Source organism: Micromonospora sp. MA102, from assembly GCF_025460765.1.
Lineage (GTDB): Bacteria > Actinomycetota > Actinomycetes > Mycobacteriales > Micromonosporaceae > Micromonospora > Micromonospora halotolerans.
On sequence record NZ_JAMWEG010000003.1, the window covers coordinates 183411 to 203297 of the forward strand.

Consider the following 19887-nt stretch of genomic DNA (forward strand, 5'->3'; position numbering starts at 1 on the left):
ACAGTGTTACAGGTTGCCGCGCTTCTCCTGCTCCCGCTCGATGGCCTCGAACAGGGCCTTGAAGTTGCCCTTGCCGAAGCCCAGGGAGCCGTGCCGCTCGATCAGCTCGAAGAAGACGGTCGGGCGGTCCTGCACCGGCTTGGTGAAGATCTGGAGCAGGTAACCGTCCTCGTCCCGGTCGACCAGGATCTTGCGGGACTTCAGCTCCTCGATCGGCACCCGCACCTGGCCGATCCGGGCGCGCAGCTCCGGGTCCTCGTAGTAGGAGTCCGGGGTGTCCAGGAACTCGACGCCGGCGGCCCGCATGGCGTCGACGCTGGCCAGGATGTCGTTGGTGGCCACGGCGATGTGCTGGGCGCCCGGGCCCTGGTAGAACTCCAGGTACTCGTCGATCTGCGACTTCTTGCGGGCGACGGCCGGCTCGTTGAGCGGGAATTTCACCTTGCGGGTGCCGTTCGCGACCACCTTGCTCATCAGCGCGGAGTAGTCGGTGGCGATGTCGTCGCCGATGAACTCGGCCATGTTGCTGAAGCCCATGACGCGCTTGTAGAACTCGACCCACTCGTCCATCCGGCCCAGCTCCACGTTGCCGACCACGTGGTCGACGGCCTGGAAGAAGCGCTTCGGCTGGATGCCCGCGTCGATCATCGGCTGCCGGTCCACGATCGGGCCGCGGGCCACGAAGCCGGGCAGGAACGGGCCGGTGTACCGGGCCCGGTCGACCAGCGTGTGCCGGGTGTCGCCGTACGCGGCGATGGCCGCCATCCGGACGATGCCGTGCTCGTCGCTGACGTCGTGCGGCTCGACCAGGCCGGTCGCGCCCTGGGCGGTGGCGTGCGCGTACGCGGCGTCCACGTCCGGCACCTCCAGCGCGATGTCGGAGACGCCGTCGCTGTGCTTCGCGACGTGCTCGCTGCCCTCGGCGTCCGGCCGGACCGCGCCGGTCAGCACGAATCGGGCGGAGCCGCTGGTCAGCACGTACTGGGCGTGGTCCCGGTAGCCCTGCTCCGGCCCGCGGTACGCCACGCAGGTCATGCCGAAGGCGGTGGAGTAGTAGTGGGCGGCCTGCTTGGCGTTGCCCACCAGGAAGTGCACGTGGTCGAGGCCCTTGACCGGGAACGGGTCGCGGGTGATGTCGTGGTCGACGGCGCCGACGAGGGCGTCGACGTCGACCTCCTCGGTCGACTGGGGTCGGTCGATCGCCTGGGTCATGATGGCCTCCCTTGCGTACCGGCCGGCCTCGTGGGCCGCCGTTGCTCTGGTGTTCTGGCGAGGATCGCTGCGTCGCCGCCAGTTGGGCAATAGTCGGCGGAAACTCTGGTCAGGTTGTGCATTCAGTAATATGAAACCCCATGAATACTGGTCAGGATGTACAGCTCGACGCGCTGGACGCGCGCTTGATCGATCTGCTCGCCGAGGAACCCCGGATCGGGGTGCTGGAGTGCTCGCGGCGGCTCGGCGTGGCCCGGGGCACCGTCCAGGCCCGGCTCGACAAGCTGGTCGAGCGGGGGGTGGTCGCCGGGTTCGGGCCGGACATCTCCCCGGCCGCGATCGGCTTCGGGGTCACCAGCTTCGTGACCCTGGAGATCAGCCAGCGGCACGGCCACGACCCGGTGACCGCGCACCTGGCCGCCATCCCCGAGGTGCTGGAGGCGCACACCATCACCGGCTCCAGCGACCTGCTCTGCCGCATCGTGGCCCGGTCGAACACCGACCTCCAGCGGGTCATCGACCAGATCGTCGCCTCGGAGGGCATCCGCCGCGCCTCCACGATCATCGCCCTGGCCGAGCAGATCCCCTACCGCACCCTGCCGCTGGTCCGTTCCGCCGCCCGCGGCGCATAACACGGCGGCCGACCGAGAAAGCGGCGCGACACGGCCGTTCGGGGGGCCGGCGCACCGGTGATCGTCGCTACCGTGTGCGGTGTGAAGGGCCTTGGCGTACGCGGCTGGTTGCTGCTGGGGCTCATCACCGTGGTCGTCCTCGCCGCCACCGGGGTGTGGAACCCGTTCCCCGCCCTGTGGGACTGGGTCGACCGGAGCAAGCCGATCTCCGAGCCGGACGTGGTCTGGCAGCAGCGGGTCGGCGGCACCCCGAAGAGCGTCACCATCGCCGGCGACACCGTGATCGTCGAGCAGCGCACCCGGGTCGAGGCACGCGGCCTGGCCAACGGCACGCAGCTCTGGGAGCGCAAGGCCGACTGGGCGGCGGTGGCCGGCGGCGACCGGGACGCGGTCGTCGCCGTGGGCAAGCTCCTGGACAAGGGCTACGAGGTGCTCGACCCCGCCACCGGCGTGGTGCGCCGCCGCGACGAGCGGGCGGTGGCCGTCTGGACCTACCGCAACCTGCTGCTCGACGCCTACTGCGTGCAGTCCACCGACTGCACCCTGCGGGCCTGGGACCCGCGCGGCACCGCGCCGCGCTGGAGCGCGTTCCTGCCCGGCGTGAACAGCGGGGTGCTCGCCGACAACCCCGAGCTGCTGGGCACCCGGCGGCTCGGAGCGCCGCGGATCGACAGCGGGGTGGCCGGGCCGGAGCCCGTCCCGCCGTTGCTCGGCTTCCCGGTCGACGACCGGGTGCACGTGGTGGACACCGCCACCGGGCGGGTTCTCCAGAACGTCGAGCCCGGCCGCGAGGAGCGGCTCGCGGTGGTCGGCGGCCGGTTGCTCCGGATCGCCGCCACCTCCCGCGACGGGACCTGCTACTTCACCCTCACCGCCGTCGACCCGGCCACCGGCCAGCAGGTGTGGCGCCGCAACGGGGTGAACCTGCGGACCGCCGACTACGCCGGCTGCGTGCAGCGGGAGGACCCGCAGGGCGCCCGGAACGTGCTCATCGGGGTCGCCCCGGACGGGCGCGAGGCGGTGATCGACGGGTACGACGGCCGGCTGCTCCAGGTCGGCGCCGAGGGCGAGAAGCTGCTCGCCGTCGACGACCGCTACGCGCTCGTGCGCAGCGCCGACAAGGACTCGCTCCTCGGCCGGGAGCTGTCGGCCGACCGCACCCGGTGGACCCGGCCGGCCGGCGGGAAGACCGGCGCGGCGCTCACCCCGTACGCGGCGCTGATCGCCGAGGACAAGCCGTCCCGGCTCATCGCGGTCGAGCCGCGCAGCGGTCGGGAGCTGGTCCTCCTGCGCACCTCGGCCAACGCCCTGGCGGTCGGCCCGAACGGCATGATCATCGGGGAGGGCCGGGAGATCGGGTACGTCCGCTGGGGCGCCGGCGCCGCCGGGGTGCCCCCGCCGGACGAGGGTGCGGTGCCCGCGCCGGACCCGGGCGACACCTGGCGCCCCCCGACCGACCAGGGCCGCTGCGGCCCGAAGAACGAGCTCTGCGCCGACGGCAAGTGACGCCGGGTGAGAGCGGCGTCCCACGACCCACCCGGCGGGTGTCACCGATCGACGGCTCTGCCCTAGGCTTTTCGGTCATGAGCAGTGCCGCCGCCTTCTCGTACGCCCCCCTGCTGCCGACCGGACCCGACCAGACGGAATACCGCCTGGTAACCGATGAGGGCGTCGACGTCGTCAACGGCCCGGGTGGCCGACGGTTCCTCACCGTGGAGCCCGCCGCGCTGACCGCGCTGACCGCCGAGGCGATGCACGACATCGCCCACTTCCTCCGCCCGGCCCACCTGGCCCAGCTCCGGTCGATCATCGACGATCCGGCGGCCTCGCCGAACGACCGGTTCGTCGCGCTGGACCTGCTGCGCAACGCCAACATCGCCGCCGGCGGCGTGCTGCCGATGTGCCAGGACACCGGCACCGCGATCGTCATGGGCAAGCGGGGCCGGCACGTGCTCACCGACGGCACCGACGCCGAGGCCATCTCGCGCGGCGTCTACCAGGCCTACACCCGGCTCAACCTGCGCTACTCGCAGCTCGCCCCGTTGACCATGTGGGACGAGCGGAACACCGGCAGCAACCTGCCCGCCCAGGTCGAGCTCTACGCCGAGGACCCGGACGGGCACGCCGACGCGTACAAGTTTCTCTTCATGGCCAAGGGCGGTGGCTCGGCCAACAAGTCCTACCTCTACCAGGAGACCAAGGCCCTGTTGAATCCCACGCGGATGATGCAGTTCCTGGAGGAGAAGCTGCGCCTCATCGGCACCGCGGCCTGCCCGCCCTACCACCTGGCCATCGTCATCGGCGGCACCTCCGCCGAGTACGCGCTGAAGACCGCCAAGTACGCCTCCGCGAAATACCTCGACGCCCTCCCGACGCAGGGCTCGATGAGCGCGCACGGCTTCCGCGACCTCGAACTGGAGGCCGAGGTGCTGGAGCTGACCCGAAACTTCGGCATCGGCGCGCAGTTCGGTGGGCGCTACTTCTGCCACGACGTCCGGGTGGTCCGGCTGCCCCGGCACGGCGCGTCCTGCCCGGTGGCCATCGCGGTCTCCTGCTCGGCGGACCGCCAGGCGGTCGCCAAGATCACCCCGTCGGGTGTCTGGCTGGAGCGCCTGGAGACCGACCCGGCGCGCTACCTGCCCGACGTCACCGACGCCCACCTGGACACTTCCGAGGTGGTCCGGGTCGACCTCAACCGGCCGATGGACGAGATCCGCGCCGAGCTGTCGAAATACCCGGTGAAGACCCGGCTGTCGCTGACCGGCCCGCTGGTGGTGGCCCGGGACATCGCGCACGCCAAGATCGCCGAGCGGCTGGACGCCGGCGAGCCGATGCCGCAGTACCTGCGCGACCACGCCGTCTACTACGCCGGCCCGGCCAAGACCCCGGAGGGCTACGCCTCCGGCTCCTTCGGCCCCACCACGGCCGGCCGGATGGACGCCTACGTGGAGAAGTTCCAGGCCGCCGGCGGCTCGATGGTGATGCTGGCCAAGGGCAACCGCTCCGCCCAGGTCACCCGCTCCTGCCAGACCTACGGGGGCTTCTACCTCGGCTCGATCGGCGGCCCGGCCGCCCGCCTCGCCCAGGACTGCATCAAACACGTCGAGGTGCTCGAATACCCCGAGCTGGGCATGGAGGCCGTGTGGAAGATCGAGGTGGAGGACTTCCCGGCCTTCATCGTGGTCGACGACAAGGGTGAGGACTTCTTCGCCGAGGTCACCAAGCCGGTGCTCACCGTCGGGCGGCGCTGACCTTCGACGTACGCGAAAGGGCGCCGGGTGGATCGCACCCGGCGCCCTTGTCGTGTGGTCGGTCAGTCCGGGTTCGCCACGGTCCGGCTGGAGACGTACAGGTAGTTGTCGCCCACCTCGGTCGGGGTGCGGGTGATCGTGGCGGCGCAGTCCGCGCCGGCCGGCACGGCCGCCGGCTCCCCGTCGTTGAGCCGCCAGGTGTACTCGACCACGTTCTCCATGCCCGGCGCGAAGGTCAGCTCGCGCCGCTCGCCGAGGCCGCCGGTCGGGTTCCTGGTTGGTGTCGTACCTGGTCGGCGTCACCGAGATGGTCGCCGTGCCGGCGGCGCGGGCGTTACGCCGTCCCGGTGCCCGGCCGCCCATCGACATCGGTGCGCCCGTCCGGGCGCGGAGCCCGGGCGGGCGCACCGCCCCCGTCGGATGCCGTCACCGACAACCGCGCCCAGTCTCCGGTCCGGTGCTGTCGATCCGCTATCACATCGCTATCGTCTGCCCGAGGCGATCCGTGACCGTCGGGCTACGCTGCTGGAAGTTGCACAAGAAGGCATGCGGGGGCGCAGATGCGGTTCGCGATTCTGGGCCCGCTGCGGGTGGGCGGTGGCGAGGCCACCATCACCGCAGGTCGGGACCGGACGGTGCTCGCCGTGCTGCTGCTACGGGCGGGCCGGGCGGTGCCGGTCGAGGAGCTGATCGACGCGGTCTGGGAGGACCACCCGCCGGCCACCGCGCGCACCCAGCTCCAGATCTGCGTGTCGCGCTTGCGACAGCGTCTGGCGGCGCTCGGATCACCGGCGGACATCATCATCACCGACCCGGTCGGCTACGGCGTCCGGATCGAGCCCGACGACCTCGACGCCGAGGTCTTCGCCCGCGCCGTGGAGGCCGGCCGGGCCGCGGCCACCGCCGGCCGGCTCGCCGAGGCGCGCCAGCACTACCGCGCCGCGCTGGCGCTGTGGCGCGGCCCGGCACTGGGCGGGATCGCCAGCCGGAGCGTACGGCGGCGTGCGCAGGCCCTCGACGAGCAGCGACTGGCCGCGCTGGAGGAGTCCGTCGACGTCGAGCTGCGCCTGGGCGGGTCGGCCGACGTGATCGACGAGCTGACCGAGAGCGTGGAACGCAATCCGCTCCGCGAGCGGCTGCGCGGTCAGCTCATGCTCGCGCTCTCGGGGGTGGGCCGGCAGGCGGACGCGCTCGCCGTCTACCGCGAGGGCCGCCGGATCTACGCCGAGGAGCTGGGCATCGAGCCCGGTGCGGCGCTGCAGGATCTGCACCAGCGGGTCCTGGCCGGCGACCTGGCGTTGGCCGGCGCGGCGCCCCTGCCGGTCGCCCCGGTGCGCGCCCTGCCGCCGACGATCAGCGACTTCACCGGCCGGGAGCAGACGATGGCCCGGTTGGTGAAGGAGATCGAGGAGGACGCCGCCCGGGTCCACCTCATCGACGGGATGGCCGGAAGCGGCAAGACCACTCTGGCCGTGCGGGTGGCGACCGCTCTGGCCGACCGCTACCCGGACGCGCAGCTCTTCGTCGATCTGCACGGGCACAGCGAACGGACGCCCGTGCCCCCCGGCGCGGCGGTGGCCACCCTGCTGCGCCAGCTCGGTGTCCCGGCGGAGCGGGTGCCACTGGAACTCGACGACCGGCTCGCGCTCTGGCGTAGCGAACTGGCCGGGCGGCGGGCCCTCGTGGTGCTGGACAACGCCGCCGACGCCGACCAGGTGGCGCCGCTGCTGGCGAACGGTCCCGACTGCCTGATGCTGATCACCAGTCGGCGCCGGTTGGTCGGCCTGGACGGGGGTCGGCCGTCGTCGCTGCCCGTGCTGGATCCCGAGGAGGCGATCGAGCTGCTCGGCCGGGTGGCCGGCGACGACCGGGTGGCCGCCGAGCCGGAGGCCGCCGCCGAGGTGGCCCGGCGGTGCGGGTACCTGCCGCTGGCCATCCGGCTGGCCGGTGCCCGGCTGGCGCACCGGCCCCGCTGGCGGGTCGCCGACCTGGCCGGGCGCCTGGTCACCGGCTCCGGGCCGCTGGCCGAGCTGGCCGCCGGTCAACGATCGGTGGGGCAGGCGTTCGCGCTGTCGTACGCCCAGATCTCCCCGGCGGCGCAGCGGGTGTTCCGGCTGCTCGGCCTGCACCCCGGTCAGCGGTTCGACAACCGGGTCGCCGCCGCGCTCGCCGATGTCGGCCTGCCGGTGGCGCAGGACCTGCTCGACGAACTGGTCGACGCCCACCTGGCCGAGGAGGTGGAGCCTGGCCGGTACCGGCTGCATGACCTGATCCGGGAGTACGGCCGGACGCTGCTCGGCGCTCCGGAGCGGGCCGCCGAACGGAAGGAGGCCCTGGAGCGGCTGCTCGACCACCACCTGCACGTCACCGTGGCGATCGCCCGGACCGTCGAGGCGGCGGGCAGCCGGAAGACGCTGCCGGCGGGCACCTCCGCTCGCCGCGATCTGGTGGAGGCGGCCGCCTCCGAGGGGCGGCCGTGGTTCGAGGAGAACCTGGCCGTACTCACCGCCCTGGTCCGCCTCGCCGACGAAGAGGGCTTTCCGGAGCGGTGCTGGCAGTTGGCCCGGGCCTGCTGGCGGCTCAACTTCGACGGCGGGCACCTCGACGAGCTGATCGAGACGCACACGATCGGCCTCCGGGTCGCCGAGCGGATCGGCGACGACATGGCCGTCGCCTCCATGCTCAACTACCTGTCCTCGGCGTACTTCCGACTGGGTCGCTTCCCGGAGGCGATCCGGCTCATGGAGATGGCACTCGACCTGCGCCGCCGCCTCGGGCTGCGGAGCGAGGTGCTCAGCACCCTGTGGAACCTCGGCATCTCCTACGCGGTCAACGGTGACTTCCGCCAGGGCATGGCGCGGTTCGACGAGGCGCTCGGGCTGGTGCGGGGTCTCAGCGACGCCGGCGACCTGACGAATCTGCAGAACAACCTCTGCATGGCACTGCTGGCCTGGGGCCGGTACGAGAAGGCGTTGCACATCGGTCGGCTGCACCTCCTGCTGGCCCGCCAGACCGGGGACCTCCGGCAGACCTCCCACGCCGTGGGGCACCTGGGCATGGCCAGGCACCGGATGGGTGACGTGGCACCGGCCCGCCGGCTCCTGCGGGTCGCGCTCCACCTCAAGCGCCAGTTGGGCAACCGCTACGGCGAGGGCGAGGTGCTCAACGAGATGGGCATGATGGAGCGGGAGGACGGCCGTCCGGAGCGGGCCGCCGCCCTGCACCGCGAGGCGCTGGTGGCGATCACGGAGGTGGGTGACCGGATCGGGCAGTGCGCCTCCCGCAACCTGCTGGCACTGGCCATTCGCGACCAGGGGGACGTGGCGAGCGCGCTGGACCTGCACCGCCGGGTGCTCGCCGACGCCACCCGGCTGGGTGCCCGCTACGAACAGGCCCGAGCGCTGGACGGCATCGCCCGCTGCCTGCGGGACACCGACCCCGAGGGCGCCCGCTCACACTGGACCCGGTCACTGGCGCTGTTCCGCCAGGTCGAGTCGCCGGACCGGCACGAGGTGGAGCGGCTGCTGGCGGAGCTGGACTGAGCGATCATCTGCGAGTCGGCGGCGGGCGCGGCAGGATGGTACGCGTGACGACTCCAGAGGCGACCGGCTACCGGATCGAACGCGACTCGATGGGTGAGGTGGAGGTGCCCACCGAGGCGCTGTGGCGGGCGCAGACCCAGCGCGCGGTGCAGAACTTCCCGATCTCCGGGCGGGGCATCGAACCGGCCCAGATCAAGGCCCTGGCGCAGATCAAGGGGGCGGCCGCCCAGGTCAACGCCGAGCTGGGGGTGATCGGCGCGGACGTGGGCGAGGCGATCGCCACGGCGGCCGCGCACGTCGCCGACGGCGGCTACGACGACCAGTTCCCGGTCGACGTCTTCCAGACCGGCTCCGGCACCTCGTCCAACATGAACACCAACGAGGTGATCGCCACCCTGGCCGGCCGGGAGCTGGGCCGCAACGTGCACCCGAACGACGACGTCAACGCCTCCCAGTCCAGCAACGACGTCTTCCCGTCCTCGATCCACCTGGCTGCCACCCAGGCGGTGGTGGAGGACCTGCTGCCCGCGCTGAAGCACCTGGCCGGCGCCCTGGAGGACAAGGCCGCCGAGTTCGAGACCGTGGTGAAGGCGGGGCGTACCCACCTCATGGACGCCACCCCGGTCACCCTGGGGCAGGAGTTCGGCGGTTACGCCGCGCAGGTTCGCTACGGCGTCGAGCGGCTGGAGGGGGCGCTGCCCCGGCTGGCCGAGCTGCCCCTCGGTGGCACCGCCGTGGGCACCGGCATCAACACCCCGTTCGGCTTCGCGGCGAGGGTGATCGAGAAGCTGCGCGCCTCGACCGGGCTGCCGCTGACCGAGGCCCGCAACCACTTCGAGGCGCAGGGCGCCCGGGACGCGCTGGTGGAGACCTCCGGCCAGCTCCGCACCGTCGCCGTCGGCCTCTACAAGATGGCCAACGACATCCGCTGGATGGGTTCCGGCCCTCGCGCCGGCCTGCGTGAGCTGCGCATCCCCGACCTCCAGCCCGGCTCGTCGATCATGCCGGGCAAGGTGAACCCGGTGGTCGCCGAGGCGATGCGGCAGGTGTGCGCGCAGGTGATCGGCAACGACGCCACCGTGGCGTTCGCCGGCTCACAGGGCGACTTCGAGCTGAACGTGATGCTTCCCGTGATGGGTCGCAACCTGCTGGAATCGATCCGGCTGATCTCCGCGGCGAGCCGGCTCTTCGCCGACCGCCTGGTGGTCGGCCTGGTCGCGGACGCCGAGGTCTGCCTGGCGTACGCGGAGGGCTCGCCGTCGATCGTCACCCCGCTCAACCGCCACCTCGGGTACGACGAGGCCGCCTCGATCGCCAAGGAGGCGCTGGCCAAGCAGGTCTCCATCCGCGAGGTGGTGATCTCCCGTGGGCACGTCGACTCGGGCAAGCTCAGCGAGACCCAGCTGGACGAGGCCCTGGACCTGCTCCGGATGACCCACCCCTGAGTCGGGGCGCCGCCCACCGCGGCTGCGTCAGGGGTGGGCGGCCGCCTTGCGGGCCCGGTAGGCGCTCACCGCCGCCCGGTTGCCGCAGCCGCCGTCGCAGAACCGGCGGGACCGGTTCTTGGAGAGGTCGACCAGCACGTTCTGGCAGTCGGGGTGGTCGCAGAGGCGCAGCCGGCTCAGCTCGCCCATGCGGATCAGGTCGGCCAGCGCCATGGCGGCCTCGACCGCCATGCGGGTGGCCAGTGGCGCGTCCCGCGGCACCGCGTGCAGGTGGTACGGCTCGTCGTCGTGCCGGACGAGCTGGGGCAGGGCGTGCGACTCCCGGAGCAGCCCGTTGACCACGGTCACGACCTCGTCGGTGTCGGCGTACCAGATCCGGCGGAGCCGGGGCCGCAGCGCGCGGACCTCGCGCAGTTCCGCCTCGCTGTGCTCGTGCCGGCCGGTCCACCCGTACGCGGTGAAGAACTCGTCGAGGGCGGTCACGTCGGGCAGCCCCTCCCGGTCGGGGCCGGCCGTGTTGACCAGCGCCGTGGCCGCGATCAGGCCGCATTCGGTGTCATGAGCGAAAAGCAACTTGACTCCTGTCGGGGTGCCGGCCTAGCGTCATCAGCATAACGCCACTTGACCCATGTCCGGTCGACCCTAGGAGCTGTCGATGCGTGAACGGCCCGGTGTCGGCCTCGGCCTGGCGCTGCTCTCCGCGCTCACCTTCGCCACCTCGGGCACCTTCGCCCGACCGCTGATCACCGGCGAGTGGTCCGCCGAGGCGGTGGTGCTCGCCCGGGTCGGCATCGCCGCGCTGGTGCTCGCCGTGCCCGCCCTGCTGGCGCTGCGCGGCCGGTGGCCGGTGCTGCGCCGCAACGCCGGCACGCTCGTGGTCTTCGGCCTGCTCGGGGTGGCCCTGGCCCAGGCGTGCTTCTTCAACGCCGTCCGCTACCTGCCGGTCGGCGTCGCCCTGCTGCTCGAATACCTGGGCATCGTGCTGGTGGTCGGCTGGATGTGGCTGGTGCACGGCCAGCGGCCCCGGGTGCTCACCGTCGCCGGTTCCGTGACCGCCCTGTGCGGGCTGGTGTTCGTGCTCGACCTGACCGGCGCCGGCAGCCTCGACCCGGTCGGCGTCCTGTGGGGGCTCGGCGCCGGGGTCGGTCTGGCCGGCTACTTCGTCATCGCCGGCCGGGTCGATCCCGCCCTGCCGTCGGTGGTGCTGGCCAGCGGTGGCATGGCCGTCGGCGCCGTGGTGCTGCTCCTGCTCGGGCTGGTCGGGGCGCTCCCGCTGCGCGCCGGCACTGCCGACGTGAGCTTCGCCGGGCACGAGGTGAGCTGGCTGGTGCCGATCGCCGGCCTGTCGCTGATCGCCGCGGTGGTCGCCTACCTCACCGGCGTCGCCGGGGCCCGGCTGCTCGGCGCGCGCCTCTCCTCCTTCGTCGGGCTGACCGAGGTGATGTTCGCGGTGCTGATCGCCTGGCTGGTGCTGGGCGAGCTGCCGAGCGGCGTGCAACTGCTCGGCGGTGCGCTCATCGTGGCGGGTGTGGCCCTGGTCCGGGTGGACGAGCTGCGCGCGCCGGCCGACGCCGCCCCGCCGGCCCCCGCCGAGCCGGCCCTGGCCGGCGAACGATGACCGACCCGCGCAGCGCCGTCGTCTTCGACGCCGACGAGACCCTGCTCGCCCTGCGCCCCGCGCTCACCGGCGCGCTGTCGGCCGTGCTCGACGAGATGCGGCGGCGGGCCACCGACGCGGCCGAGGTGTCGCTCGCGGACCTGGAGGCGGACTGGGGCGCGGTGTTCGGGGCGCTCAGCGCCGCGCCGGTGCAGGAGATCCGGCGGGCGGCGCTGGCCCGGTCGCTGGCCCGCGCCGGGCTGGACACCCACCTGGACGAGTTCGCCGCGCTCTTCTTCGCCCGCCGGTTCGCGCTGACCCGGCCGTTCCCGGACGCGCTGCCCGCGCTGGCCGCGCTGCGCCCCCGCCACCTCCTGGGCTTCGCCACCAACGGCAACAGCCGGGCCGAACGCTGCGGGCTCGCCGGCGAGTTCGCCTTCGAGCTGTACGCGCACGAGAACGACCTGCCCAAGAAGCCGGCGCCGGAGTTCTACGCGGCCGTGGTGGCCGCCGCCGGCCTCCCGGCCGAGCACATCGTCCACGTGGGGGACTCGCCGGAGCACGACGTGCTCGCGGCCCAGCGCGCCGGGCTGCGGGCGGTCTGGTTGAACCGGGACCGGCTGCCCCGCCCGCCTGGGCTGACTCCGGACGCCGAGGTGTCCACCCTGGCCGATCTGCCGGACGTGCTCGCCCGCCTCGAAGCCGCGAAGGCCTGACCGCGGTCGGTGCGCGTCCGGGGACATCCGGATGCCGCCACGTCAGCGTCGGGGCGGGCCTCACGGCCGCCAGCCGCGGGCCACGAGGACGGCGCGGATCTCGCGGACCAGGACCGGGAAGTTCCGGTGCAGGCGGCGGCCGGTCACGGGCAGCACCAGCCAGCCGGCCGCGACGAGCTGCTGGAGCCGGTCCCGGTGCGGCTGATCCGGGTCGACGCGCCACCGGCCGTCGTGCTCGACGGCGACGCGGAACTCCGGCCAGGCCAGGTCGGGGTGCAGGACGAGACCCGACGGGGCCGGCACCGGGTGATGCGCCACCGGGCGGGGCAGGCCGGCCAGCACCAGCCGGACGCGCAGGTGCGACTCGGCCGGGGACCGCGCCCCGGGATCCGCCAGGCCGAACACCCACCGCGCCCGCCGGCCACCCGGCCGCCCGGCGTTCCGGTCCGCGACGTCGGCCAGCTCCACCCGGCGGACCAGACCGATCCGCAGCAACGCGTCGACGACGCCGACCGCCCGCACCGGGTCGGACCAGACCGCGGTCTCCCAGGCGCAGGCGGCCGGCTCGGTGCGCGGCAGCCGGACCGGTCCGCTCGGCTCGCCGCCCGTCGGCCCGACCGCACCGGCCACCGCTGCCGGAACCGTCTCCGTCGGCACGACAGCAGCGCCGTCCGCACCGGGAGAGGCGCCCGGCGCACCGCCGGCAGGGGTGGTCTCCGCCGGACCGCGGACGGGGCCGTGCCGGGCGGAGGTGGTTTCCGCCGGACCGCCGGCGGGGCCGTGCCGGGAGGGGGTGGTCGGGGCGGAGCGGGCCAGGCTGCCGGACGCGACGAGGAGACCGACGCGTTCGGGCGCCGACGGGGCCTGGTGCACCCGGATGCCGGGCTGCGCCTCGGCCCGCGCCGTCGCCGGCAGCAGGACGTGTACGTCGTCCCGCGGGCCGGCGGCGTGCGCGACCCCGTGCAGGTACGCCGCCGAGGGCCCGGCGAGCAGCGTCCCCGGCGGCAGGCGGAGCAGCGCGGCGCGGCAGGCCAGCGCGTGGTCGTGATCGAGGCGGGCATCGGCGTAGACGTCCTGCCGGAGCCGGACCCAGGAGGCGCCCCGGAGCTGGTGCCGGGTCAGCAGCTCGCGCCGGACCGCGTCCGAGCCGCGGAAGACCTGCCAGGCCAGCTCGGGCGGTCGAAGGGGTTGAGGTGGCATGCCGACCAGCCTGGCGGCGAGAGAGCACCGTCCGGCACCCCTGTGGACAACGGCGGCCGTGCGGGACGCGGGGCCCTGTGGACAACGACCACCGCGCCCGGCCGATGTGCTAGCGGCCACACGCCACATCGCCACCGGCTGGGCCGGCAGAGCCGGTCAGGACAGCGCGGCGGCGATCGACTCGGCGGCGGCGGCAACCTGGGTGCCGACCTCGGTGACGTCGAGCGGGGTCAGCGAGACCACCCCGACGCTCGCCTCCAGACCCGGCACACCGAGCACCGGCGCGGCCACCCCGTACGCCCCGGACTGGAGTTCGCCGCTGGTGCTCACCGGGGCGGCGGCACCCGCGCGCCCGGCCAGGATGGCCCGCCCGGCCGCGCCCCGCTCCAGCGGGTGCCGCGATCCGGTCCGGTACGCCACGTGGAACGAGGTCCAGGTCGGCTCGACCACCGCGAGGGCGACCCCCTCGCCGCCCTCGACCACGGTCAGGTGGGCGGTCGCCCCGGCCTGCTCGGCGAGCCGGCGTAACGCGGGCAGCGCCCCCTCGGCGAGCAGCGGCTGGGCCCGCCGGGCCAGGTGCAGCACGCCGGCGCCCAGCCGGAGCCGGCCCTCGCCGTCGCGGCGCAGCATGCCGTGGTCGGTCAGCGCGCCGACCAGCCGGTAGACGGCCGCCCGACCGATGCCCAGCCGGTTCGCCGCCTCGGTGACGGTCAGTCCGCCCGGCGCGTCGGCGACCAGGTGCAGCAGCCGCAGCCCCCGGTCCAGGGTCTGCGCCGTCTCTCCCGCACGTGCCGCCGTGTCCACAGCACGCAGCGTACGACCCAGCTCCGGCCTACCCCGAAATCCGCGGACGGCTACCCTTGTGAGGTGACGCTACGCCTGTATGACACCGCCACCCGTTCGGTGCGGGACTTCGTCCCACGGGAAGCCGGCAAGGTGGGGGTCTACCTGTGTGGTCTCACTCTCCAGGCCCCGCCGCACATCGGCCACCTTCGTTCCGGCGTCAGCTACGACGTGCTGCGCCGCTGGCTCACCGCCTCCGGTTTCGAGGTCACCTTCATCCGCAACCTGACCGACATCGACGACAAGATCCTCGTCAAGGCGACGGAGCAGGAGCGCCCGTTCTGGACGATCGCCTACGCCAACGAGCAGATCCTGGCCGACTCCTACCGGGCGTTGAACGTCCTGCCGCCGACCTACGAGCCGCGGGCCACCGGTCACATCCCGGAGATGCACGAGCTGATCGCCCGGCTGATCGAGACCGGTCACGCCTACCCGGCCACCGACGGCTCCGGCGACGTCTACTTCGACGTGGCCTCCTGGCCGGCCTACGGGTCGCTGTCCGGCCAGTCGCCGGAGGACATGCAGTCCGCCGGGGACGCCCCGGAGCGGGGCAAGCGTGACCCGCGTGACTTCGCGCTCTGGAAGGGCGCCAAGCCGGAAGAGCCGGCCGACGCCTACTGGCCGTCGCCGTGGGGCCGGGGCCGGCCGGGCTGGCACATCGAGTGCTCGGCGATGTGCTGGCGCTACCTGGGGCCCGAGTTCGACATCCACGGCGGCGGCCTTGACCTGACCTTCCCGCACCACGAGAACGAGATCGCCCAGTCGCAGGCCGCCGACCTGCCGTTCGCCCGCTACTGGGTCCACCACGGCCTGCTCGGCATCGGCGGCACCAAGATGGGCAAGTCGCTGGGGAACACCCTCGACCTCGACTACGTGGCGTCCCTCGGGGTGCGCCCGGTGGAGCTGCGCTACTACTACGCCGCCGCCCACTACCGGTCCCGCATCGACTACTCGGAGGACGCGCTGCGCGAGGCCGCGGTCGCGTACCGGCGGATCGAGGGCTTCGTGCAGCGGGCCGCCGAGCGGGTCGGCGCGGGCCAGCTCGGCGAGCTGCCCGTCGGCTTCGTGGCGGCGATGGACGACGACCTCAACACGTCGGCCGCGCTGGCCGTGCTGCACGAGGTGGTCCGGGACGGCAACACCGCCCTGACCGGCGGCGACGATGTGACGGTCCGCACCACCCTCGCCGCTACCCGGGCGATGCTGGATATCCTCGGCGTCGACCCCCTGGACCCGGCCTGGACCGGCGGCGGCCGCGCCGATGACCTGCGCGGTGTCGTGGACTCCCTGGTCGCGCTCGCTCTGGAGCAGCGCGCCCAGGCCCGCAGCCGCAAGGACTGGGCCGCCGCCGACGCCGTACGCGACCAGCTCAAGCAGGCCGGCGTGGTCGTCGAGGACACCGCCCAGGGCCCCCGTTGGACTATTGGAGAGCAGGACTGATGGCCGGCAACTCGCAGCGCCGTGGCCGGCGACTGACGCCGAAGGCGGGCGCCTCGAAGGGCTCCGGCGGCAAGAACAAGGACTCCCTCGCCGGCCGGGGCCGCACCCTCCCCGCCGACGAGCGGCCCTGGCACAAGGCCTACTCGGGCACCGAGAAGCTGCCCCAGCGCACCGCCTGGAAGCAGGACAAGGAGCGCCGCGCGGCGGCCGAGGAGGGGCGCGCCCCCAAGATCGGCCAGCCGGGCAGCAAGGACACCACCTGGGGCAAGGGTGGGGGCCGGGGCGTCCCCGCCGCGAAGGGCCGTGGCGGCAAGCCCGCCGGCCGGTCCGGGCCGCGGGTCGCCCCCGGCCGTAAGTCGAACCCGGTCAAGGACAGCCCGGAGCTGCTGGTCGGGCGGAACCCGGTGCTGGAGTCGCTGCGCGCCCAGGTGCCGGCGACCGCGCTCTACACGGCCCAGGGCATCGACATCGACGACCGGGTCAACGAGATCATCCGCACCGCCGCCGACCGGGGCATCGCGATCCTCGAGATCAGCCGGGCCGAGCTGGACCGGATGACCGGCGGCGTGCTGCACCAGGGCGTCGGCCTCCAGGTGCCGCCGTTCGCCTACGAGCCGTTCGAGGACCTCATGGCGGCGGCGCTGGAGCAGGCCGCCCCGCTGCTGGTCGCGCTCGACGGGGTCACCGACCCGCGCAACCTCGGCGCGGTCATCCGGTCGGCCGCCGCGTTCGGCGCGCAGGGCGTCTTCGTACCCGAGCGGCGGGCCGCCGGGATCACGGCGACCGCCTGGCGGACCAGCGCAGGCGCGGCCGCGCGGGTGCCGGTCGCCCAGGTCACCAACCTGACCCGCTCGCTGAAGGCGTGCAAGGACGCCGGCTTCATCGTGGTCGGCCTGGACGCCGACGGGCAGACCGACCTCTACGACCTGGAGGCCGCGGTCGGCCCGCTGGTCGTGGTGGTCGGCTCGGAGGGGCGCGGGATGTCCCGGCTGGTCGGGGAGACCTGCGACCTGACCGTCAGCATCCCGATGGTCTCCGACGTCGAGTCGCTCAACGCCAGCGTCGCCGCCGCGGTCACCCTCGCCGAGGTCGCCCGCCGCCGCGCCGTCGAGGCGTAACAGGGGCACGAAAAAGGGGCGGTCCGCCGTGGCGGGCCGCCCCTTTTCTCGCGTACGTCAGATCCGGTTGCCGGTGGCGGCGTGGAAGACGTGGCTGCGGCCGGTGCGCGGCTTGACGAACACGGTGTCACCCATGTTCGGCATGGTGCGCCGGTCGGTGCGGACCACGAACCGCTCGTTGTGGCCCTCCAGCGCGGCGTGGCCGTAGACGTTGGCGTCGGAGCCCAGGTCCTCGACCAGCTCGACCACGACGGGCATGCCGCCCTCGGTCGGGCTGACCAGGTCGCAGTCCTCCGGACGGAAGCCGACGGTCACCTTGCCGTCGCCGCCCTCGGCGCGGGCCGCCTCGACCTGCTCGCGGGTCAGCGGCACGTTCAGCTCGGCGAACGCGGCGCCGTTGTCGGTCAGCGGCACGGTCTTGATGTTCATGGCCGGGGAGCCCATGAAGCCCGCGACGAAGACGTTGGCCGGGGTGTCGTAGAGCGTCCGGGGGGTGTCCACCTGCTGCAGGACGCCGTCGAGCATGACCGCGACCCGGTGACCCATGGTCATGGCCTCGACCTGGTCGTGGGTGACGTAGACGGTGGTGACGCCGAGCTTGGCCTGGAGCGACGCGATCTGCGTACGGGTCTGCACCCGGAGCTTGGCGTCGAGGTTCGACAGCGGCTCGTCCATGAGGAAGACCTGCGGCTCGCGGACGATCGCGCGACCCATGGCGACCCGCTGGCGCTGACCACCGGAGAGCGCCTTCGGCTTGCGGCTGAGGAACTCCTCCAGCTGGAGCAGCCCGGCCGCCTCCTTGACCCGCCGGTCGATCTCCGACTTCGAGGTCTTGCGCAGCTTGAGGGCGAACGCCATGTTCTCGTACACCGTCATGTGCGGGTAGAGGGCGTAGTTCTGGAAGACCATCGCGATGTCGCGGGCCTTCGGCGGGAGGTGGGTGACGTCCCGGTCGTCGATGTAGATCGCGCCGTCGTCGACGTCCTCCAGGCCGGCGAGCATCCGGAGGCTGGTGGACTTGCCGCAACCCGACGGGCCGACCAGGACGAGGAACTCCCCGTCGCCGATCTGGAGGTCGAGCTGGTTGACCGCGGGGCGTTCGGTGCCCGGGTAGATCCGGGAGGCCTTCGCGTAGGTGACCGTAGCCATGGTGGAGCGCTTCCTTTCACCGGCAGGAACGTGCCGGACGATCCGAGTGAAGGAGCGACCGGCACCCGAGGTGCCGGCCAGACGGGCGGTCGACCGGGCAGCCGAAGCCAACCGGAGTGTCGTCCGTGTCACTGCACCGTAAACGGGTTTCGCGAGCCTGCCAAGACGGGGTGCGGTCGATGGGATCGAGGGCATAACGCATAACGGTCACCAGGGCACGGGCAGGCATCAATCTCCACGGTGCGGAGGCCCCATGGGCGTCGATCCGGTGGTGTCTAGGTCGGGAAATTGACGTTTTCCGTGCTCGGGAGGCCTGCTGAACGGGATTATCGGCCCTCAGTCGCTATGCTGACCCCGGACCACACGCCCCTGTAGCTCAGCTGGCCAGAGCACTCGCCTTGTAAGCGAGATGTCGCCGGTTCGATCCCGGCCGGGGGCTCCAATATCACCAGGCACTTCGCGGCGGCAGCCGCCGCGAAACGGCCGGTTGACAGCAACGCTGACAGCAGCGGGGGTCACGACAGCCGCCCGTGACGGACTGATGCCGGACGTTGGGTGTCAGGAGTGGGAGGGCGAGGGCAGCAGGCGCATGATGCGGTCGTCGGCCGCGTTCTTCATTGCCGGGTCGATTGCGGCGTTGAATGCAGCCTCCTGTAGGGGTTTCGGAAAGATCCGCCGGATGCTGTCCCCGTACACCCCTTCTCCCTCTTCCGGCTCCTGATGGGTGACCGGCGGTCCCAAGTGCAGGGCGATCGGCATCGACACGCCGCTGAGCGAGCCGAGGTCGATACCAGGTCCCTTCCCGATGTCGGCCTTGGGGAGGTACTGGCAGAACACCAGCGTGTAGATGGTGCGGACCTCGTCGACGGTGTCAGCCGAGTCCGGCGCCACACCGAACACCGAGGCGGCGCAGACCGGCCGCGCATCGGGGTCGTATCCCCCGTCGAAGGTCGAGTCGTGCTCGATTATGTCCACCACGCGCGCTGCCAGCTGCTCCCGGAACGGCTCGGGCAGCTTCGGCGGGTCGGGCGCCGACAGCCACCGCAGCACGAAGACGCCGGACGCCACCAGGACCAGAGGGACGAGCGCCGCCAGCGCCCACCGTCGGGCCCGCTGTCCATCCACGGGCGTGACACTAAACCACGACGGAACCTCGGGAGCCCCGCTGGGTCGCCTACAGGCCACCGGCTGCGCTGCCGGCGGTCGCGGGGTTGCGGTCAGGGCGCCTCCGGCGGGGGCGCTCCGGCTCGAAGGCGGCGGCGAATGTTCCGGGCGATGGCGGCCTGGGTGTCGTCGTCGACCTTCAGGACGCCGTTCTGCGCCATCACCGCCTGGAACTGCTGCTGCTCGTACGGCACCCCGGGGGGCAGCGGTGCCAGGTGCCAGTGCAGGTGGGCGTTGCCCTGCTGGCTGCCGAGGCTCATCGAGTACATCCGCTCGGTCGGCAGCGTCGCCGCGATGGCACGCGCGACCCGGTGCACGGTGCCCTGGAAGCGGAGGAACTCGGGCTGCTCCATGTCGTGCACCCAGCTCTCCAGGTGGCGCTTCGGCGCGACGAGGCAGTAGCCCAGCAGCGTCGGGTAGCGGCCGAGGAAGGCGATGGTCTCGTCGTTCTCGTGGACGACGTGGTGCCGGTAGTCAGGATCGCCGGCGAGGAACGCGCAGACGAAGCACGGCCCTTCGCTCACCCGACGCGCGTACCGCGCGAAGTCGAACGTGGTCTTCCGGGGTTGGTTCGCCAT

The 19887-nt window shown here is 72.9% G+C and carries 17 protein-coding genes and 1 tRNA gene; 10 read left to right on the plus strand and 8 right to left on the minus strand.

The features are described 5' to 3' along the window. Window positions 1-6: 6 nt before the first annotated feature. Window positions 7-1212: a 4-hydroxyphenylpyruvate dioxygenase gene (gene hppD / locus NFX44_RS07385; RefSeq protein WP_262282751.1), complete on the minus strand. Its 1206-nt coding sequence runs from the start codon at window positions 1210-1212 to the stop codon at window positions 7-9. A 140-nt stretch (window positions 1213-1352) separates the two neighbouring features. On the opposite strand from hppD, the gene NFX44_RS07390 reads away from it, so the two are divergent. The 3 genes from NFX44_RS07390 (at window position 1353) to NFX44_RS07400 (ending at window position 5095) form a co-directional block, all read left to right on the plus strand. Further along, on the plus strand, window positions 1353-1844 hold the full coding sequence (locus NFX44_RS07390; RefSeq protein ID WP_262282752.1) for an Lrp/AsnC family transcriptional regulator: 492 nt from the start codon (window positions 1353-1355) through the stop codon (window positions 1842-1844). A 72-nt stretch (window positions 1845-1916) separates the two neighbouring features. Continuing rightward, window positions 1917-3350 carry a PQQ-binding-like beta-propeller repeat protein gene (locus NFX44_RS07395; RefSeq protein WP_262282753.1) on the plus strand — a complete coding sequence of 478 codons (1434 nt, stop codon included), beginning with the start codon at window positions 1917-1919 and terminating at the stop codon, window positions 3348-3350. Window positions 3351-3427: 77 nt separating this feature from the next. Continuing rightward, window positions 3428-5095, plus strand: a complete 1668-nt coding sequence (locus NFX44_RS07400) for a fumarate hydratase (protein ID WP_262282754.1) — start codon at window positions 3428-3430, stop codon at window positions 5093-5095. A gap of 62 nt (window positions 5096-5157) precedes the next feature. On the opposite strand, the gene NFX44_RS07405 is transcribed toward NFX44_RS07400, so the two are convergent. After that, on the minus strand, window positions 5158-5316 hold the full coding sequence (locus NFX44_RS07405) for a hypothetical protein (protein WP_262282755.1): 159 nt from the start codon (window positions 5314-5316) through the stop codon (window positions 5158-5160). Between the two features lie 339 nt (window positions 5317-5655). On the opposite strand from NFX44_RS07405, the gene NFX44_RS07410 reads away from it, so the two are divergent. Together NFX44_RS07410 and NFX44_RS07415 are read left to right on the plus strand one after the other, a co-directional pair. After that, entirely contained in the window at window positions 5656-8637 is a 2982-nt protein-coding gene (locus tag NFX44_RS07410; protein ID WP_262282756.1) for a BTAD domain-containing putative transcriptional regulator, read from the plus strand. A 35-nt stretch (window positions 8638-8672) separates the two neighbouring features. Beyond that, the gene (locus tag NFX44_RS07415) at window positions 8673-10082 is read left to right on the plus strand and encodes a class II fumarate hydratase (protein WP_262282757.1); all 1410 of its coding nucleotides are present in this window, start codon (window positions 8673-8675) and stop codon (window positions 10080-10082) included. Window positions 10083-10109: 27 nt separating this feature from the next. On the opposite strand, the gene NFX44_RS07420 is transcribed toward NFX44_RS07415, so the two are convergent. Continuing rightward, complete coding sequence (locus NFX44_RS07420) at window positions 10110-10655, minus strand: CGNR zinc finger domain-containing protein (protein WP_262282758.1); 546 nt, start codon at window positions 10653-10655, stop codon at window positions 10110-10112. 82 nt (window positions 10656-10737) lie between these two features. Here NFX44_RS07420 and NFX44_RS07425 point away from each other — a divergent pair, with 82 nt between their 5' ends. Both NFX44_RS07425 and NFX44_RS07430 read left to right on the plus strand, forming a co-directional pair. Then, window positions 10738-11700, plus strand: coding sequence for a DMT family transporter (locus tag NFX44_RS07425; RefSeq protein ID WP_262282759.1), 963 nt, complete (start codon window positions 10738-10740; stop codon window positions 11698-11700). Further along, window positions 11697-12395 carry an HAD family hydrolase gene (locus tag NFX44_RS07430; RefSeq protein WP_262282760.1) on the plus strand — a complete coding sequence of 233 codons (699 nt, stop codon included), beginning with the start codon at window positions 11697-11699 and terminating at the stop codon, window positions 12393-12395. The genes NFX44_RS07425 and NFX44_RS07430 overlap by 4 nt, the downstream gene beginning before the upstream one ends. A 60-nt stretch (window positions 12396-12455) precedes the next feature. Here NFX44_RS07430 and NFX44_RS07435 read toward each other — a convergent pair whose 3' ends face one another. Together NFX44_RS07435 and NFX44_RS07440 are read right to left on the minus strand one after the other, a co-directional pair. Beyond that, complete coding sequence (locus NFX44_RS07435; protein WP_262282761.1) at window positions 12456-13595, minus strand: hypothetical protein; 1140 nt, start codon at window positions 13593-13595, stop codon at window positions 12456-12458. Window positions 13596-13751: 156 nt separating this feature from the next. After that, complete coding sequence (locus NFX44_RS07440) at window positions 13752-14399, minus strand: IclR family transcriptional regulator (RefSeq protein ID WP_262282762.1); 648 nt, start codon at window positions 14397-14399, stop codon at window positions 13752-13754. Between the two features lie 63 nt (window positions 14400-14462). Here NFX44_RS07440 and cysS point away from each other — a divergent pair, with 63 nt between their 5' ends. Further along, a complete protein-coding gene (gene cysS, locus NFX44_RS07445; protein WP_262282763.1) occupies window positions 14463-15878 on the plus strand; it encodes a cysteine--tRNA ligase in 1416 nt (471 codons plus the stop codon). After that, window positions 15878-16996 carry a 23S rRNA (guanosine(2251)-2'-O)-methyltransferase RlmB gene (gene rlmB, locus NFX44_RS07450; protein ID WP_262282764.1) on the plus strand — a complete coding sequence of 373 codons (1119 nt, stop codon included), beginning with the start codon at window positions 15878-15880 and terminating at the stop codon, window positions 16994-16996. The genes cysS and rlmB overlap by 1 nt, the downstream gene beginning before the upstream one ends. Window positions 16997-17053: 57 nt before the next feature. On the opposite strand, the gene NFX44_RS07455 is transcribed toward rlmB, so the two are convergent. Further along, the gene (locus NFX44_RS07455) at window positions 17054-18145 is read right to left on the minus strand and encodes an ABC transporter ATP-binding protein (RefSeq protein ID WP_262282765.1); all 1092 of its coding nucleotides are present in this window, start codon (window positions 18143-18145) and stop codon (window positions 17054-17056) included. Between the two features lie 365 nt (window positions 18146-18510). Here NFX44_RS07455 and NFX44_RS07460 point away from each other — a divergent pair. Further along, a tRNA-Thr gene (locus NFX44_RS07460) sits at window positions 18511-18587 on the plus strand. A gap of 116 nt (window positions 18588-18703) precedes the next feature. Here NFX44_RS07460 and NFX44_RS07465 read toward each other — a convergent pair. Together NFX44_RS07465 and NFX44_RS07470 are read right to left on the minus strand one after the other, a co-directional pair. Next, the gene (locus NFX44_RS07465; RefSeq protein ID WP_262282766.1) at window positions 18704-19270 is read right to left on the minus strand and encodes a hypothetical protein; all 567 of its coding nucleotides are present in this window, start codon (window positions 19268-19270) and stop codon (window positions 18704-18706) included. Between the two features lie 92 nt (window positions 19271-19362). Continuing rightward, on the minus strand, window positions 19363-19887 hold the full coding sequence (locus tag NFX44_RS07470; protein ID WP_262282767.1) for an HIT family protein: 525 nt from the start codon (window positions 19885-19887) through the stop codon (window positions 19363-19365).

Coding starts and splice junctions, on each gene's coding strand:
- hppD (WP_262282751.1), bottom strand. CDS start 1,212: ATGACCCAGGCGATCGACCGACCCCAGTCGACCGAGGAGGTCGACGTC.
- NFX44_RS07390 (WP_262282752.1), top strand. CDS start 1,353: ATGAATACTGGTCAGGATGTACAGCTCGACGCGCTGGACGCGCGCTTG.
- NFX44_RS07400 (WP_262282754.1), top strand. CDS start 3,428: ATGAGCAGTGCCGCCGCCTTCTCGTACGCCCCCCTGCTGCCGACCGGA.
- NFX44_RS07405 (WP_262282755.1), bottom strand. CDS start 5,316: ATGGAGAACGTGGTCGAGTACACCTGGCGGCTCAACGACGGGGAGCCG.
- NFX44_RS07410 (WP_262282756.1), top strand. CDS start 5,656: ATGCGGTTCGCGATTCTGGGCCCGCTGCGGGTGGGCGGTGGCGAGGCC.
- NFX44_RS07415 (WP_262282757.1), top strand. CDS start 8,673: ATGGTACGCGTGACGACTCCAGAGGCGACCGGCTACCGGATCGAACGC.
- NFX44_RS07425 (WP_262282759.1), top strand. CDS start 10,738: ATGCGTGAACGGCCCGGTGTCGGCCTCGGCCTGGCGCTGCTCTCCGCG.
- NFX44_RS07430 (WP_262282760.1), top strand. CDS start 11,697: ATGACCGACCCGCGCAGCGCCGTCGTCTTCGACGCCGACGAGACCCTG.
- NFX44_RS07435 (WP_262282761.1), bottom strand. CDS start 13,595: ATGCCACCTCAACCCCTTCGACCGCCCGAGCTGGCCTGGCAGGTCTTC.
- rlmB (WP_262282764.1), top strand. CDS start 15,878: ATGGCCGGCAACTCGCAGCGCCGTGGCCGGCGACTGACGCCGAAGGCG.
- NFX44_RS07455 (WP_262282765.1), bottom strand. CDS start 18,145: ATGGCTACGGTCACCTACGCGAAGGCCTCCCGGATCTACCCGGGCACC.
- NFX44_RS07470 (WP_262282767.1), bottom strand. CDS start 19,887: ATGGCGAACCAACCCCGGAAGACCACGTTCGACTTCGCGCGGTACGCG.